14 protein-coding genes and 2 pseudogenes are annotated in these 16,166 nt (G+C 54.0%); 9 read left to right on the top strand and 7 right to left on the bottom strand.

Features of this window, described 5'->3' with window-relative positions; all coding sequences use genetic code 11:
• Positions 1-58: 58 nt before the first annotated feature.
• From ACQVLG_RS06205 to dnaA, 7 genes are all read right to left on the bottom strand, one after another.
• The gene (locus ACQVLG_RS06205; protein ID WP_474293441.1) at positions 59-448 is read right to left on the bottom strand and encodes a hypothetical protein; all 390 of its coding nucleotides are present in this window, start codon (positions 446-448) and stop codon (positions 59-61) included.
• On the bottom strand, positions 448-2,763 hold the full coding sequence (locus tag ACQVLG_RS06200; protein WP_474293439.1) for an ATP-binding protein: 2,316 nt from the start codon (positions 2,761-2,763) through the stop codon (positions 448-450). The genes ACQVLG_RS06205 and ACQVLG_RS06200 overlap by 1 nt, the downstream gene beginning before the upstream one ends.
• A gap of 16 nt (positions 2,764-2,779) precedes the next feature.
• Positions 2,780-3,055: a DNA cytosine methyltransferase gene (locus ACQVLG_RS06195; protein WP_474295552.1), complete on the bottom strand. Its 276-nt coding sequence runs from the start codon at positions 3,053-3,055 to the stop codon at positions 2,780-2,782.
• Positions 3,056-3,062: 7 nt separating this feature from the next.
• Complete coding sequence (locus ACQVLG_RS06190; protein WP_474293437.1) at positions 3,063-4,100, bottom strand: DNA cytosine methyltransferase; 1,038 nt, start codon at positions 4,098-4,100, stop codon at positions 3,063-3,065.
• 212 nt (positions 4,101-4,312) lie between these two features.
• Positions 4,313-6,811 carry a DNA topoisomerase (ATP-hydrolyzing) subunit B gene (gene gyrB, locus ACQVLG_RS06185; protein WP_474293435.1) on the bottom strand — a complete coding sequence of 833 codons (2,499 nt, stop codon included), beginning with the start codon at positions 6,809-6,811 and terminating at the stop codon, positions 4,313-4,315.
• Between the two features lie 151 nt (positions 6,812-6,962).
• A complete protein-coding gene (gene dnaN / locus ACQVLG_RS06180) occupies positions 6,963-8,069 on the bottom strand; it encodes a DNA polymerase III subunit beta (protein ID WP_034754341.1) in 1,107 nt (368 codons plus the stop codon).
• A 274-nt stretch (positions 8,070-8,343) separates the two neighbouring features.
• Positions 8,344-9,738 (bottom strand): chromosomal replication initiator protein DnaA, encoded by a 1,395-nt coding sequence (gene dnaA / locus ACQVLG_RS06175; protein ID WP_070224767.1) that lies wholly within the window; start codon positions 9,736-9,738, stop codon positions 8,344-8,346.
• Positions 9,739-10,238: 500 nt separating this feature from the next.
• Here dnaA and rpmH point away from each other — a divergent pair, with 500 nt between their 5' ends.
• From rpmH to ACQVLG_RS06130, 9 genes and pseudogenes are all read left to right on the top strand, one after another.
• The gene (gene rpmH / locus ACQVLG_RS06170; RefSeq protein WP_010401996.1) at positions 10,239-10,373 is read left to right on the top strand and encodes a 50S ribosomal protein L34; all 135 of its coding nucleotides are present in this window, start codon (positions 10,239-10,241) and stop codon (positions 10,371-10,373) included.
• Positions 10,374-10,396: 23 nt separating this feature from the next.
• Positions 10,397-10,834, top strand: a complete 438-nt coding sequence (gene rnpA / locus ACQVLG_RS06165; RefSeq protein ID WP_101483123.1) for a ribonuclease P protein component — start codon at positions 10,397-10,399, stop codon at positions 10,832-10,834.
• On the top strand, positions 10,831-11,091 hold the full coding sequence (yidD, locus tag ACQVLG_RS06160) for a membrane protein insertion efficiency factor YidD (protein WP_034754335.1): 261 nt from the start codon (positions 10,831-10,833) through the stop codon (positions 11,089-11,091). Before rnpA ends, yidD begins: the two co-directional genes overlap by 4 nt.
• An 11-nt stretch (positions 11,092-11,102) precedes the next feature.
• A pseudogene (gene yidC / locus ACQVLG_RS06155) lies at positions 11,103-12,832 on the top strand (membrane protein insertase YidC).
• 185 nt (positions 12,833-13,017) lie between these two features.
• Positions 13,018-14,399, top strand: a pseudogene (mnmE, locus tag ACQVLG_RS06150) (tRNA uridine-5-carboxymethylaminomethyl(34) synthesis GTPase MnmE).
• Positions 14,400-14,409: 10 nt separating this feature from the next.
• Positions 14,410-14,832, top strand: coding sequence for a hypothetical protein (locus ACQVLG_RS06145; protein WP_474293431.1), 423 nt, complete (start codon positions 14,410-14,412; stop codon positions 14,830-14,832).
• A 156-nt stretch (positions 14,833-14,988) separates the two neighbouring features.
• On the top strand, positions 14,989-15,525 hold the full coding sequence (locus ACQVLG_RS06140; protein WP_474293429.1) for a hypothetical protein: 537 nt from the start codon (positions 14,989-14,991) through the stop codon (positions 15,523-15,525).
• Positions 15,526-15,645: 120 nt separating this feature from the next.
• The gene (locus ACQVLG_RS06135) at positions 15,646-15,846 is read left to right on the top strand and encodes a hypothetical protein (protein WP_474293427.1); all 201 of its coding nucleotides are present in this window, start codon (positions 15,646-15,648) and stop codon (positions 15,844-15,846) included.
• A gap of 8 nt (positions 15,847-15,854) precedes the next feature.
• Positions 15,855-16,142, top strand: coding sequence for a hypothetical protein (locus tag ACQVLG_RS06130; RefSeq protein ID WP_474293425.1), 288 nt, complete (start codon positions 15,855-15,857; stop codon positions 16,140-16,142).
• Positions 16,143-16,166: the final 24 nt, after the last annotated feature.

Genomic DNA, 16,166 nt, shown 5'->3' with positions numbered 1-16,166 from the left:
CCAACTACAACCCCACGCATGTAGTTGGGATGATAGAACCGGCGTAGGGTGCTTTCGATTATGGCATAACTGCCCCCCCAAGTTTGCCGTCCCGGAGCAAGCAATAAATCCCATCGATATTATCTTCTATGAGAAGAGTACGAAGCGTCTTTACTTTTTCAGCGCTGTAAAAAATCATCTCCCCATTGGTTCGAGTACGAAGTTTTTTTAACAACGAATTTCCTCGCTGTTCTTTTCCCAAATCATAATCAACCAAAATTATATCGTAAGGAGAGTACGTACTCAATGATTGTAATATGGGATTAATTGTATTGTCATCGAAATTTTGAATCCATGTTATTTCCAAAATAATGCCCAGCATTGCTAGACTTTGCCTGACATACTTTTCCACGCCATCAACTTGTTTTGGATGGTCATCAAACCATAATATTCTGTATTTGAGGTCCATTATTTATATACCCTAATTGTGAAAGTGGTTCCAGTGTGACTGCTGGCAGTCAAATTTATTGTGCTTTTCATGCTAGATAATAGTTGTCGAACATGATAGAGACCAAGCCCGGATCCACGTGTTGTAGTAATTCCTTTTTCAAAAATGGCTTCCTCATCAGTGATCGTATTATTCAAGCCCATGCCGTTATCTTTAGCATTAATTTTGAGAACATTGCTTTCAGGGCGTGATAAATCCAAAAGTATTGTCGAGGCACCAGCCTTATATGCATTGTCTATAAGATTGTCAAGTATAATAGAAATTTCGATGGGTTTAAAAGTTAAAGTGAATTCTGGAGATTCGTTGTTGACTTCCACACTTATTCTGCTCTCATAGATTGAACAAATTCGTTCAACATATTGCTCGATATACGCTGAAAGATCGGTAGTTATCGAGCTTGAGTCGAGCATAAAATTGGCGGATGTCGCAAATCTTGAGGCAGCAATTACCTGCTGATTTAGCAACAGTAAATCCTCAAGAATAACTTGAAATTCGTCGGAACTCATCTTGACACCATTTCTAAGCATCAAGATATTCGCTTCTATATTATTTACTGCATTGCTTGCATAGATGATCATCACTTGATGATGTAAATTTTCAAGAATTTCCTTATCGTGCGTTTGTAACGAGGTCAAAAATAAATTTTGTTTTTTTGCAACCTCAAGGCTTGCAACCGTTAGCTCAGTTTTGAGTTCCGCCTGTTTCCTAGCCTTACGTTCACGTTCTGCAAATGCGATAGCCTCCGCCTCCGCCTTTTGCATCTCAACATATTTTACCGCCGCATCCTTCGCACTCTGCTCTAATTCGAGATCACCAACTCTATAAGCAAGAGCGGCAAGATTCTCAATTGTTTTTCCATATTCATCCACTTTATTGCTGACAATTGATAATATATCTTTGTCATAATATTCAACCGTTAGATCTGGTGAACTAACTAAACGCGCGAGAACTGCTATAACTTTCGACTTTGCTTCGTCTCCACTCAAAAAGGAGGCGTCGTCAAGATCCATATCGAATTTTAGTCGCCAGCTTACTCCGACAACGTAATTTTCGAGTCGAGTAAAACATCTTTGCCAAAAACAATCATCTAATTGCTGTGCGGCGGGTGTAGATATTAATCCTTTGTCTCGACTTGATGATTCTCTGAATTTAGAATCATCTCCATATACATCTATGCGGCCAACTAGATCGCGTGTTCCGAGAAAACGCGAGTGACCTTGCTGTTTTCGTCGATCGATTCCAAAAGAATCATCTTTTCTTTCGCCAATTGGATAAACACGAAAACCATTTTTAAATAAGAATACAGACCCAAAGTCTATTGAAGATACTCCCATTCTGCGAGTAAAAGTTTGCTTGGCGGCACGATTTAGGTAAAATAAATTACATTCAAAATTAGAGCCTAATAAATCTTGATATGGAAGCTCCTCTGATACTCGATAAATAATCGTTCCTCTATCGCTCAGTTCGGTTAAAATCCGTCCACTTGAATCGTCTATCCACGTGCGCAGCCATGTTGTTTTACTTTGAAGAGTTTGAAATATAAAATTCTGAACGGGGCCATTTACCACGGAGTTCGGTGGTGCATCGTCGCCATATCTTTCAATAACACGCCGATCTTCATCCACCTCAGATGGAGCATAAATAATTATAGAAAAATTATTATCTTCTGAGCCGAAAGGATTTATTAACTTAGATAACGATGACTTCAGTTCTATGAGCTTAGCTCTATTCCATATTTCTCTACAACCCGATATCGAGATAACTGTGCCACTTCCTTCGGGAGTTGGGACACCATCTGGAACTTGAAAAGTTTCGAGCTCGCTATAAAAGACTGGTATGTTAATGAATTCATCTTGAAATGATTTTTCAAAATCGTTCCAATTTACATTTAAGGTATTAATTAGACCTTCTGATGATGTACGTGATTGCAGGATTAACTCTTCCCCCAATCGATCGCATGAAAAACGCCCAACTCCTTTACTGCCCGCGTAATGTGAGGTGGCCTTTATTTCATTTCGATAGTCATCATGCCCAGATGTACTATTATCTTCGGTTCCATCTCTTTTCGCGGAATATGCAACAAATAGCCATTTTTTTACGATGTCATCATAACTCAGACCTTTACCGTCATCGATTAAGTAAATATGGTCATCTTTAAAGAAAATAACAACGCCTTTTGCTTTTGCATCAAAGGAATTTTTTACTAGCTCAAAAATAGCCACATAATCATCTGTAATGAGGTCACGGCCAATTACGGATTTTAACTGCGAGCTCACTTTGAAATTGAGTGATTTAGGCGTCGGATTCGTTGACATTTTTTTTATCAGCAATTAAGTTTGAAAAATTATTTTTTTGATTATTTTCTACTGATATTTCTTTCAAATACAGACCGATTGCTTCTGATACTAACGGTGGAACCGCATTGCCTATCTGTGTATAACGTGGACAGTCAAATTTCCTTCGCTTTCCACCGGTGGTATAGTTTCCGTAAAAACTATACCAATCTGGAAATGATTGAAGTCTGGCATTCTCGCGAGCAGTTAAAATACGCGGCTCCGAATAATGCAGTATATCGTCAGGTAAAAGTAGTTATGGTAGGAGACGGTAGCTTTGCATTTAAAACTGTTATGGCATGTTTTTTCGTTCCTACTAACTTCATCTCTTCGGTCGAAATTGATATACCAGGCCGGCAAATACGCTGTATTTTTTTAAAGCCTTCGATGGTCGTTGCTTTATGATTAGGGAGACGCCTACTATTAGCACTTGCGCTGCCAATAGCTTCTCTCATGAGGCTCTGATAGCCCCCGATTGGAATGGATTTGTTGTAATCAGTTTCAACATATCCCTTCTTCCCAGAGTCTTCGCAAGGTACCAAGGTTTTGTTATGTGTTTCTAAATCAGATATGGCTTCAAAGCATGTAACTGGTCTGGTTACAGGTAAATTATGGTCAGTTAAGAACTTCGATCTGGTTAATACGAAATCTTTAAAAAGATTACGTTTTGAATTTTTCTCAAACTTTTGCAACTCACAAAGAATAAAAAACCTTTTTCTATTTTGAGGTACTCCAAAGTCAGAGCAATTTAAGACTCCGGATGATACTGAATATCCCATAGTTTCCAGTCTGGAGGAAATAAAGCTCGCATAGCTTTTCTTTTTTGTGCCGATGTTAAGTGATGCGCCCTCATCTCCACTAAATTCGATATCAAATCCAGCAACATTTTCAATGACTATAAATTTTGGTTGAATAATGCCAACAAGCGCAAGATATTGTTCGCTCATTTTGTTCCGCGGGTCAACAGGATTCCGCTTTCCAGCCATAGAGAAGCCTTGGCACGGGGGGCCACCCACTATTAGATCTATTTTTCCTCTAAGTTGTGCTAACTTATCTGAATAATTCGCTAAAATATCCTCGCAGGTGTGGGCTTTTTTGGGAAGCCAATCGGGCCATTCAAAGTTTGTGCTTTGCTCCCTAATAAGGTTGCGTTGCAATGTTTCAAATGCTACGGGATGCTTTTCTACAGCGAAAACGCCCTTCCAGCCAGATTTGATCAGTCCAAGCGACAGTCCGCCGCAACCTGCGAAGAGATCAATAAATCGATTAGTGGCTGACATCGATGACCTTTCATCAATCGTTGTTTTAATTATAAAATTAATAAATTGTAATTTATTTCATTGTCGTTGAGTAGTTTTAACTGTGGCTCAGTAACAAGTGAAGTGTAAATTATTATTTAAAGGATAAATTCTGCCAGGAAAATAAGCAAGTTATCTGACCATATAGGTAAAAAAAAACGGCCCAAGGGGCCGTTTTTAGCTAAATTATTTAGTTACACGTCAATATTCCCCGCACGCAACGCATTATTTTCAATAAACGCCCTGCGTGGTTCCACGTCATCCCCCATCAAGGTCGTGAAGATTTGATCTGCCGCAATGGCGTCTTCGATCTGCACTTTCAACAAGCGGCGGACGGTCGGGTCCATCGTGGTTTCCCACAGCTGCTCCGGGTTCATTTCGCCCAGACCTTTGTAGCGCTGTTTCGAGACGGTGCGTTCGGCTTCGTCGCGCAGCCATTGCATGGCCTGGTGGAAGTCGACCACGGCGATTTCCTTGACGCGCTCGCCTTCGCCGCGGCGCACGAACGCGCCTTCGCCGATCAAGCCTTCGAAGGTGGCGGCGCCGTTGCTCAGTACGGCGTAGTCCGGACCTTGCACGAAGTCGGCGTCGATGGCGCTGACTTTGACGTTGCCGTGGTGCATGCGCTCGATGCGCAGCATGTGTTTTTCCGACAGGTCGTCGGAACGCACGTGCACGTGCACGGCGGTATCGTTGATGGCCGTCTGCAGGGCCAGCGCGGATTTTTCCGCCTGTTCCAGGGTCGACAGGTCCAGCTGCGTGCCTGTCATGATGGCCGTCAGGGCGGCGCGGTCGATGACGCGGGTCAAACGCGTCATGATGGTGTTCGACAGGTTGAACTTGCGCACCAGCTCGGCCAATGTCTCGCCGGAAATGCCTTCCGCGCCTTCGCGCGGCACCAGCACGGCCGTGTTCAGCGCCACCGTCATCATGTAGCTCGCTTCTTCGGCGTCATCTTTCAGATAGCGCTCGTCGCGGCCCGCTTTTACCTTGTACAGCGGCGGTTGCGCGATGTAGATGTGGCCGCGCTCGACCAGTTGCGGCATCTGGCGGTAGAACAGGGTCAGCAGCAGGGTGCGGATGTGGGCGCCGTCGACGTCCGCATCGGTCATGATGATGATGCGGTGGTAGCGCAGTTTCTCGACGTTGAATTCGTCCGGTCCGATCGAGGTGCCGAGGGTGGCGATCAGGGTGGTGATCTGCTCGGACGACAGCATTTTCTCGAAACGGGCTTTTTCCACGTTCAAGACTTTACCGCGCAGCGGCAAAATGGCCTGGAACTTGCGGTCGCGTCCCTGTTTTGCCGAGCCACCTGCCGAGTCACCCTCGACGATGTACAGTTCGGACAGGGCGGGGTCTTTTTCCTGGCAGTCGGCCAGCTTGGCCGACAGGCCCAGGCCGTCCATGATGCCTTTGCGGCGCGTCAAGTCGCGGGCCTTGCGGGCCGCTTCGCGGGCGCGCGCCGCTTCGACGATCTTGCCGCAAATGATCTTGGCGTCGTTTGGTTTTTCTTGCAGGTAATCTGCCAGGGTCTTGGCGACGATCTCTTCGACGGGGCCGCGCACTTCCGACGACACCAGCTTGTCTTTCGTCTGCGACGAGAATTTCGGTTCCGGCACTTTCACGGACAAGACGCAGGTCAGGCCTTCGCGCATGTCGTCGCCGTTGATTTCCACTTTCGCCTTCTTGGCGAACTCGTGTTCATCGATGTATTTGTTGATCACGCGCGTCATGGCAGCGCGCAAGCCCGTCAGGTGGGTGCCGCCGTCGCGTTGCGGGATGTTATTCGTAAAGCACAGCACCTGTTCATTGTAGGCATCGTTCCACTGCATCGACACGTCGACCGAGATGTTCGTGTTCTGGTCCGACATGCGCTCGCCCGTGGCCTGGAAAATGGTCGGGTGCAAGACGGACTTGGCCTTGTTGATGTATTCGACGAAGCCGCGCGTGCCGCCTTCGAAGGCGAACACTTCTTCCTTGCCCGTGCGCTGGTCGGACAGCTTGATGTTGACGCCGTTGTTCAGGAAGGACAGTTCGCGGATGCGCTTGGCCAGGATTTCGTAGTGGAATTCCACGTGCGTGAAAATCTCTTCGTCGGCCCAGAAGTGCACCTCCGTGCCGCGCTTGTCCGTCTCGCCGATGACCTTGATCGGCGACGTCGCGACGTCGCCCGCCATGACGATCTGGCGGTCTTGCGGCACGCCGCGCACGAATTCCATGTAATGGACCTTGCCGTCGCGGCGGATGGTCAGTTTCAGCAATTTCGACAGGCCATTGACGCAGGACACACCCACGCCGTGCAAACCGCCCGATACTTTATAGGAGTTCTGGTCGAACTTGCCGCCCGCGTGCAATTCGGTCATGACGATTTCCGCCGCCGAACGCTTCGGATCGTGCTTGTCGTCCATTTTCAGGCCGGTCGGCACGCCGCGGCCATTGTCGGTGATCGAGATCGAATTGTCGCTGTGGATGGTGACGTGGATTTCCGTGCAATGACCGGCCAGCGATTCATCGATGGAGTTGTCCAGCACTTCGAATACCAGATGGTGCAAGCCGGTGCCGTCCGAGGTGTCGCCAATGTACATGCCCGGGCGTTTGCGCACGGCTTCCAGGCCTTCCAGGATCTGGATGGAGGAGGCGCCGTATTCTTCCGTTTTGGCCTGGATCGGGGTGTCTTGTGGATTCTCGGACATGGACTGCTTTCTCAATTAACTAGTACTGTTCCGGGGTCAGACCCTGTCGGGTCTGACCCCAGCTTTTCATTGGGTTTCTTGATTGCTTGATATCGCATTTCAACCCAACGGCGAAATGCCGGGGTCAGACCCAGAGGGTCCGACCCCGTTCTTAAATGCGCATCGGCATGACGACATACTTGAAGTCGGCATTGTCCGGGATGGAGATCAGGGCGGACGAGTTCGAGTCGCCCAGGGCGATGTTGACGTATTCGCATTTCAGGTTGTTCAGCACGTCCAGCAGATACGTCACGTTGAAGCCGATGTCGACGGAGTCGCCGCCGTAGTCGATTTCCAGCTCTTCGACGGCTTCTTCCTGGTCCGCATTGGTCGAGCTGATCTTCATGCTGCCCGGGGTGATGATGCAGCGCACGCCCTTGAACTTGTCGCTGGTCATGATGGCGGCACGTTGCAGCGAGCGCAGCAGTTCATCGCGGCCGATGGTGAAGTCGTTTTTGTAGCCTTTAGGAATCACGCGCGTGTAGTCGGGGAACTTGCCTTCCACCAGCTTCGAGATCAGCTCGATGTCGGCAAAGGTCAGTTTCACCTGGTTGGCGGCGATGTCCAGCTGCACCGGCTCATCGTTCTCTTCCAGCAGGCGCTGCAGTTCGATGATGGTCTTGCGCGGAATAATCACTTCCTGGCGCGCAAACGTCTGCTCGGTGGCGACCTGGCAAAACGCCAGGCGGTGGCCGTCGGTGGCCACGGCGATGACATTATTGCCATCCAGAACCAGCAGCAAGCCGTTCAGGTAATAGCGGATGTCTTGCTGCGCCATCGAGAAATGCACCATGTTGAACAGGTGCTTCAGGGTTTTCTGGGGCAGGGTGACGGACGCGTTGTAGCTTTCCGCTTGTTGCACGGTTGGAAACTCTTCCGCCGCCAGGGTTTGCAGCGCGAAGCGCGACTTGCCCGTTTGCACGGTCAGGCGCTTGTTGAGCAGGGTCATCGTGACGTCGCCCGATTCGGGCAGGGCGCGCAAAATGTCCAGCAGCTTGCGCGCGGCCACGGTGGTGCCGGTGACGTCCGCGCCGGAACCGATTTCCGCGTGCGTGGTGATCTGCACTTCGGTGTCGGTCGACAGGAAGGAGACATTTTCACCGTCTTTGCGGATGAGGATATTGGCCAGAATCGGCATAGTGTGCCGACGCTCGACAATACCGCTCACGATCTGCAGTGGCCGGAGAAGGGTATCTCGGGTGGTTTTGACCAATTGCATATTTATCCTCAATGTATAGGTTGAACAGTACGACGTTTAACGTATTAATTTAACAATTCTTGCCATAGGGAGCCCCGACAGACCGGCTGCGGCGCCCTCCCAGATAATAAGGGTAAAGCACGTTTTGAGCCAGCCTTGCCCAGTCGTGCTTGCAACGCCTGACAAAACCGTAGCGAGCGGCAGTGAGTTGTGGCCGAGACGCGGAGCTGTGCTTTAGCACAGTGAGCATCGGAGGCCGCAAAGCGCGACGCGCAGCAGGTTTGGTCAGGTGTTCTTAACCCTTCAAGGTTTGTTCCAGTACATGCAATTCATGGTTGCATTCCGGATTCTTGGTACGGTCCAGCGCGATCTTGCGCACGGCATGCAGCACCGTGGTGTGGTCGCGGCCGCCGAACAGCTCGCCGATTTCCGGCAGGCTCTTCTGCGTCAATTCCTTGGCCAGGTACATGGCGATCTGGCGCGGCCGGGCGATATTCGCGGGGCGGCGCTTCGAATACATGTCGGCAACCTTGATATTGAAGAAGTCAGCCACCGTTTTCTGGATGTTTTCCACGGAAATCTGGCGGTTTTGCACCGACAGCAAGTCCTTCAGGGCTTCCTTGACGATATCGATGGTGATGTCTTTGCCATGGAAGCGCGAATACGCCAGAATCTTGCGCAGCGCGCCTTCCAGCTCGCGCACGTTCGAGCGCAAGTGCTTGGCGACAAAGAAGGCCACGTCGTCGGAGAAGGTCACGCCTTCCTGCTTGGCTTTTTTCAACAGAATCGCCACGCGCATTTCCAGTTCCGGCGGTTCGATGGCCACCGTCAGGCCCGAGTCGAAGCGCGAAATCAGGCGGTCGTCCATGCCCGTGATTTCCTTCGGATAGGTATCCGAGGTGATGATGATCTGTTTCTTCGCGGCAATTAATGCCTCGAACGCATAGAAAAACTCTTCCTGCGTGCGGCTCTTGCCGCCAAAGAACTGGATATCATCAATCAGCAGCATGTCGAGCGAGTGATAGTAGTGCTTGAAGTCGTCGAAACCCTTGCGCTGGTAAGCGGTCACTACGTCGCGGACGTACTGTTCCGCGTGGATGTAGCGGATTTTTGCGCCCGGATTGTCGGCCATCACCTGATTGCCGATGGCGTGGATCAAGTGGGTTTTACCGAGGCCGACGCCGCCGTAGAAGAACAGCGGGTTATACGACACGCCCGGATTGTTCGCCACCTGGATGGCGGCGGCGCGCGCCAGCTGGTTGGCCTTGCCGGTCACGAAACTGTCGAAGGTCAGGTCGGTGTTGATGCGGCTCTGCTCGCGGCGCGGCGCCGCGCCGATGCTCAGTTCCGGCACGCTCGGCTGCGGCTCCGCCGGGCGCGCGCTGGGCGCGCCGCCATTCGGATCGCTGGCCGGGGTGCTGGCGGTGACTGGCTTTTTCGGCAGGGCCAGGCGCGGGTCGAGCACGAACTGCACTTCCGTGGGCGCTTCGAAGTACTGAATGGCCAGGGCAGTAATGCGGCTGGCGAACTGGGTCTTGACCCAATCGAGCTTGAAGCGATTGGGCGCAGCAATGCGCAGCTTGCCCTCTTCGTAATCGAGAGGGATAAGCGGTTTGATCCACGCACTGAATTGTTGCGGTGTCAGCTCCAGTTCCAACTGCGCGGAACAGGCCTGCCAGAAATTATCCATGTATGTCTATGTGAAAAGGTGTGGGAGGGCGTATCGATTCTGCCCTGCGTTCACCGTGTTGCAAGGCCGGCGTCGCGCGAGGGCTCGCCACACGTAACGCGCTATTCTACTCCCGACTGACAAAGTTATCCACAGGCACGACGCTTATTTTTGTGTGGCGGGGTGGGGCGCCATGTGCATAAGAGGCGACTTATCCCCCGGTTATCCCGTGACAGGCAGTGCTGGCGCGGGCTTGGCGGCAGATGGGGAGCGGCGCGCAAATTTCCAGGCGATCACGGCAATCCTTGACAAGAGGGGGGCATATGCTGAATAATTCAGGGTTCCCCCCCGTATTCCGTGTTTATTCATTTGGAACGACAATATGGACTAAGCGTGGATTAAGCGGGCGATGAGATTGGCCAGCTTGTGCCTTGGCATAAGTGCGCGATTGTCATTGGCACCAAAAACTGACGGGACGTCAGACCCGATTTTGCATTTTTTTTGTTTTTAGCGAGACCAACATGAAACGTACTTACCAACCTTCCGTCGTTCGCCGCAAGCGTACGCACGGCTTCCGCGCTCGTATGGCTACCCGTGGTGGCCGTGATGTGCTCAACGCACGTCGCGCAAAGGGCCGCAAACGTCTGGCCGTCTAGGCTTGTCGTTGACAGCTGATCGCGTGGCTAGCTGTACTCCAGTCGGCAATCAACGCGAAGGTTCACACGACTTCGCGCGCTTTCGGCGTATCGTTAAAACGGATGAATTTTCATCCGTTTTTCGTTTGCGCCCTTCGCAAAAAACAGCGCATTTTGTGCTGTACACCCGACACAATCAATTGCCGCATGCGCGGCTGGGCGTCGTTGTGGCCAAGCGTTTCGCGCCGCGCGCGGCGACCCGCAACACGATCAAGCGCGTCACGCGCGAGCTGTTTCGCAACAGCGCGATGCCGCCGGTCGATTGCGTGGTGCGTTTGTCGCGCGCCGTCAACAGCAAGGATGGCCCGGCCACCACGAGCCAGCTCAAAGCGGAGCTGCGTGAAGAGTTGAGCCGCCTGTTCGCGGCGCAAATCGCCGCCCAGGCCCGTTCTGTTGCTGCGCCACCACCATCCGCGCCATGAAAACCCTGCTGCTGTTCCTGCTGCGCGCTTATCAGTTGCTGATCAGCCCCATGCTGGGACAGAATTGCCGTTTCTATCCGAGCTGTTCGCATTACGCGATGGAAGCGCTGCGCGTGCACGGTACGGCCAAGGGCAGCCTGCTGGCTGCCAAGCGCCTGTGCCGTTGCCACCCCTGGAATGAAGGGGGCGTCGACCCGGTGCCGCCGGCCGATGGCAAACAATCTTCAACGACCGCTTGCGGTTGCAACCACTCCTGACAAATACCCTAATGGATATCAATAAACGTACCATCCTGTGGATCGTGTTTTCCGTCTCGCTGGTAATCCTCTGGAACGAATGGATGATCTCGAACGGCAAGCCGTCGATGTTCTCCGCGAACACGGAACAAACCGCCAAGGCGCCTGCGAGCCCTGCCAAGACGGCTGCCTTGCCAGCTGCGGCAGGCGTGCCTGCCCTGCCGGGTGAAGCGGTCGATCCCGCCGCGTTCAAGCGCGAAGTGATTACCATCACCACCGACGTCATCAAGGTCGACATCGACACCCTGGGCGGCCAGGTCAAGCGTCTGGAATTGCTGAAGTTCAAGGGCGCGGGCAATCCGGGCTGGTTTGGCGGCTGCTTCGGCCTGTTCAAATGGTGCCAGCCTGACGACGGCAAGCAAAACGAAGTGCTGTTCGACGAAGGTGCGAACCACACTTACCTGGCGCAATCGGGCCTGGTCGGCGGTCCCTTCCCTACCCATGCGAGCGGTTTCACCGTACAGCCTGGCGTACGCACCCTGACCGATGGCAAGCAGATTCAACTGGTGATGGAAGCGGTCGAAGGCGGCGTCAAGCTGACCAAGACGTTTACCTTCAAGCGCGGCGACTACGTCATCGACGTGCGCCACGACGTGGCCAACGTGGGCGCGGCCCCTGTCACGCCGCAGCTGTACCTGCAACTGACGCATGACGGCAACAAGCCGGTCGGCGATTCGTTCTTCAACAGCAGCTTTACGGGTCCGACCCTGTACACGCCGCAAGACAAGTACCAGAAGCTGACGTTCGAGAAAATCGAAAAAGCGGCGGCAGAAGACGAGAAGAAGGGCAACGACAACGCCATGAAGGGCCTGCACCCGGCCACGGCGAATGGCGGCTGGTTTGCGATTTCGCAACACTTCTTCGTGTCGGCTTTCGTGCCGCCTGAGAACGCCAAGCGCGACATCTTCACGAAGAAGGTCGGCCCCAACCTGTACGCCATCGGCAACGTGCTGCCATTGCCGACCCTGGCGCCAGGCGCCTCGGCCAGCATGGACAGCAAGCTGTACTCGGGTCCGCAAATCGCGCACCTGCTGGAAAACGTCTCGCCTGGCCTGGAACTGGTCAAGGATTATGGCTGGCTGACCATCATCGCCAAGCCGATGTTCTGGGTCATGGAACAGATCCACAGCGTGCTCGGTAACTGGGGCTGGACCATCATCGCCTTCACGATCCTGATCAAGCTGCTGTTCTTCCCGCTGTCGGCCGCCGGCTACCGCAGCATGGCCAAGATGAAACTGGTCACGCCGAAGATGCAGGCGATCCGCGAACGCTTCAAGGGCGATCCGCAAAAGATGAACCAGGCGACGATGGAGCTGTACAAGACGGAAAAGATCAATCCGCTGGGCGGCTGCCTGCCGATTTTGATCCAGATGCCCGTGTTTATCGCCCTGTACTGGGTGCTGAACGCGTCCGTGGAAATCCGCGGCGCGCATGGATCGGCTGGATCACCGATCTGGCCCAGCATGACCCATGGTGCATCCTGCCCGTGCTGTACGCGATCTCGATGTTCATCACGACCAAGCTGAACCCGGCCCCGGCCGATCCGATGCAAGCGAAGATGATGCTGTTCATGCCATTGGCATTCTCGGTGATGTTCTTCTTCTTCCCGTCGGGCCTGGTACTCTACTGGGTCGTCAACAACGTCCTGTCGATCGGCCAGCAATGGGTGATCACCAAGAAATACGCGCCAGCCGTCAAGTAATTCCGGCCAGCGAACAGAAAGCCCGCCGAGCGCGGGCTTTTTTTTGACATCGGACCCAGTGGGTCCGATGTCAAAAAAAGTGGGTTTTGTCGGATTTCCACTGAGCGCCCCCTTCATGTGCACCGGTTTGTCGCTGACAATAGCGTAGCCCCTGCAGCCTTCCCCGAATACACTACAATTACGCCATGAAACTCGACTCTTCCCCTATCGCCGCCATCGCCACCGCCCCCGGGCGCGGCGGCATCGGCGTGGTACGCGCCTCCGGCAAAAACCTCGCTCCTTTGATGACGGCCCTGTTCGGCGCGCAGCAGCTGAAACCGCGCCACGCCACCTATCTGCCGTTTACGGAAGCCGATGGCAGCATCATCGACCAGGGCATCGCCATCCACTTCAAGGGCCCGCATTCGTACACGGGCGAAGACGTGCTGGAATTGCAGGGCCATGGCGGCCCCATCGTGCTGCAGCTGCTGCTGGCGCGCGTGCTCGAAGCGGGCAAGGACAGCGGCTTGCGCCTGGCAGAACCGGGCGAATTCACGCGCCGCGCGTTTTTTTGAATGACAAGCTTGATCTGGCGCAAGCCGAAGCCGTGGCCGACCTGATCGACGCCTCGACGGAAGCGGCCGCCAAGTCCGCCTCGCAATCGCTGTCGGGCGCGTTCTCGAACACCATCCACGCGCTGGTGGAGCAGGTGACGGGTTTAAGGATGCTGGTTGAGGCGACCCTGGACTTTCCGGAAGAAGAAATCGACTTCCTGGAAAAATCGAATGCGCGCGGCCAGTTGAAAGCCGTTATCGAAGCGTTGCATAAAGTGTTTGCGCAGGCGGCGCAGGGCGCGCTGCTGCGCGAAGGCCTGAACGTGGTGCTGGCGGGCCAGCCGAACGTGGGCAAATCGTCGCTGCTGAACGCGCTGGCGGGCGCCGATGTGGCGATTGTGACGCCGATCGCCGGCACCACGCGCGACAAGGTCAGCGAAACCATCCAGATCGAGGGCATTCCGCTCAACATCATCGATACGGCCGGCATCCGCAGCGCCGGCGACACCATCGACGCCGTCGAGCGCATCGGCATCGAGCGCACGTGGGGCGAGATCGGCAAGGCCGACGTGATCCTGCACCTGCTTGACGCAGATCATGGCCCGACTTTGGCCGATGAAACCATCGTCGCCGCCTTCCCGGAAGGCGTGCCCGTGGTGCGCGTGTGGAACAAGATTGACCTGTCGGGCCACAAGCCCGGCGTGGATAGCCTGCCCGATGCCACCCACGTGTACCTGTCCGCCCACGAGCACATCGGCATCGACCTGCTGCGCGCCGAGCTGCTGCGCATCGCCGGCTGGCAGCAGACGGGCGAATCGCTGTACCTGGCGCGCGAGCGCCATTTGATCGCGCTCAAGTCGGCTGGCAAGCATTTGCATGTCGCCGCCGAGCACGCGGCGCAGGACGACCAGTCGCTCGATCTGTTTGCCGAAGAACTGCGCCTGGCGCAAGTGCAGCTGTCGAGCATCACGGGCGAGTTCTCGCCTGACGATCTGCTGGGCGTGATCTTCAGCCGTTTCTGCATCGGCAAATAAGGAGAATCGGATGAAGCTGCTGTTTGCCGTCATGTTCGCCTGCCTGCCCCTGCTGGCTGGCGCGCAGGAAAAGTTGCCGCAGGATGTGGCGAAATTCGTCGAAAATGCGCAGATGTGCGAGCACTTCGCCGGCGAATGGGATGACAACGACAAGGCGCGCAGCGCGAGATCACGCAAGCCGTCGAGCAATCGTGCGGCCAGGCGCAGCGGCAGTGGAAACGGCTGTCAGTCAAATATGGCAAGCAGCCGGCAATCAAAAGAGTCATCGACGAGCAGGCGAATGATGCCGTCAGGAGCTTTCGGAAATAAGTATCAGAGGTGTTTTTTTGCATACACCTCGAACGGCGAAAAGACCGGCGCTCGATCTGTTCACCGAAGAGCTGCGCCTGGCGCAGGTGCAACAGTCGAGCATCGCGGGCGAATTTTCGCCTGATGATTTATTGGATGTGGTTTTCAGCCAGCTCTGTATCCGCAAGCAAATTCATATTGATTGCGGAAAAGCAATAGCTTGCCGTGTGGCGGTTTTATAGTCGGAATTTCCAACCTGGAGTCTCTATGACATATCCTTCATTCCCGTGTAGCACCGCTATTGTTTTTTTTTGCATTGGCGCTTGTTTCTCCCATCGCGGTTTTGGCTGCCGCCCCATTGCAATTGACGATCGACACTGTGCTACCGCCTGATCCCGGTGCTGCTGGCAAACAAACGCTTGCTGGTATTGATAGCAATGATAATGGCGTGCGCGATGATGTCGAGTTGTTTCTGCTGCGGCATTTTTCGCGAGATGCCCGGCTTCTGCGGGGCATGGCAAATGTTGCCATCAGCAATCAGGCTGCTATTTTGGCAACCACATCCTGGGAATCGTCACATGCGCATTCGATGGCGATACGCAGCAGTGAATGCCTAGCTGGCCTTGGCGAGTTGGTCCCCGAGGATGAAAACAAGGTAGGTCAAGTGATGGCCTTGCTTGTCAATACACCCCAGCGCAAGGAAGCAATCCAGGCGCACGGTGCGCGTCTTGCCAATATGACTTTCGTCATGCGGCAGGAGACAGCGTGGGAGCCTTACTGCATGGAACGGGCCGATCTTGTGGGGCCGAATGTGCAAACCCAGCCTCGCCGCGAATAGCGCCATTTGCTGCCATGTATCCCGCGGGAGCGCGGTCTATTGAGCATGCTCATACCGCATCAACTTTAATGACGTAATCTTGCTGAGCGGCCTTGAAGTGCCGCTAGGAAAGGAAGCGCCATGGACAGCAAACAGCCGGATGTCGTGCAGGGCGAGCATGAGGTACTGGCACGGCCATTGCCCGCCATGCCGGAATTGATCGCCACCTTGCCGCCGAAGGGCGCGTGCTGGTATTGCGACAAGCCGCTCGATGCCGTGCGCCGTTTCTGTTGCAAGAGTTGTTGCGTGGCATATGCGGAAGAGGCGCAATACCACCCTTGAGTGTGTGCTTGCTAGCGGCGCCGCAGCAGGGCCGCGAGGGCGCCGTCGAAATCGAACTCGTGCGCGGCGGCCGCCACTTCCTGGTAGACGTGCACGCCCAGGCTGGCGGCCAGCAGGCTGGCCGAGTTTTCGAGGATGTCGATGGCCGCGCCGTCGCCTTCGCGCAGATGGCTGGCCAGGCGCGCCAGCAGCAGCTGGATGGCGGGCGCGCGGCCGGATCGGGTGCCATGTCCTGCGCTGCCATGTGGGTGGTCTCCGGCGTGCCCAGCATGCTGCTGACGGCGCCGAGCAATTGATCCTGCGCCAGTTCCAGCTGCAGC

This window comes from Janthinobacterium sp. TPC_1 (genome assembly GCF_056037845.1).
Note: the sequence above shows the minus strand (reverse complement) of the source record. Positions and strands in the feature narration are given on the sequence as shown.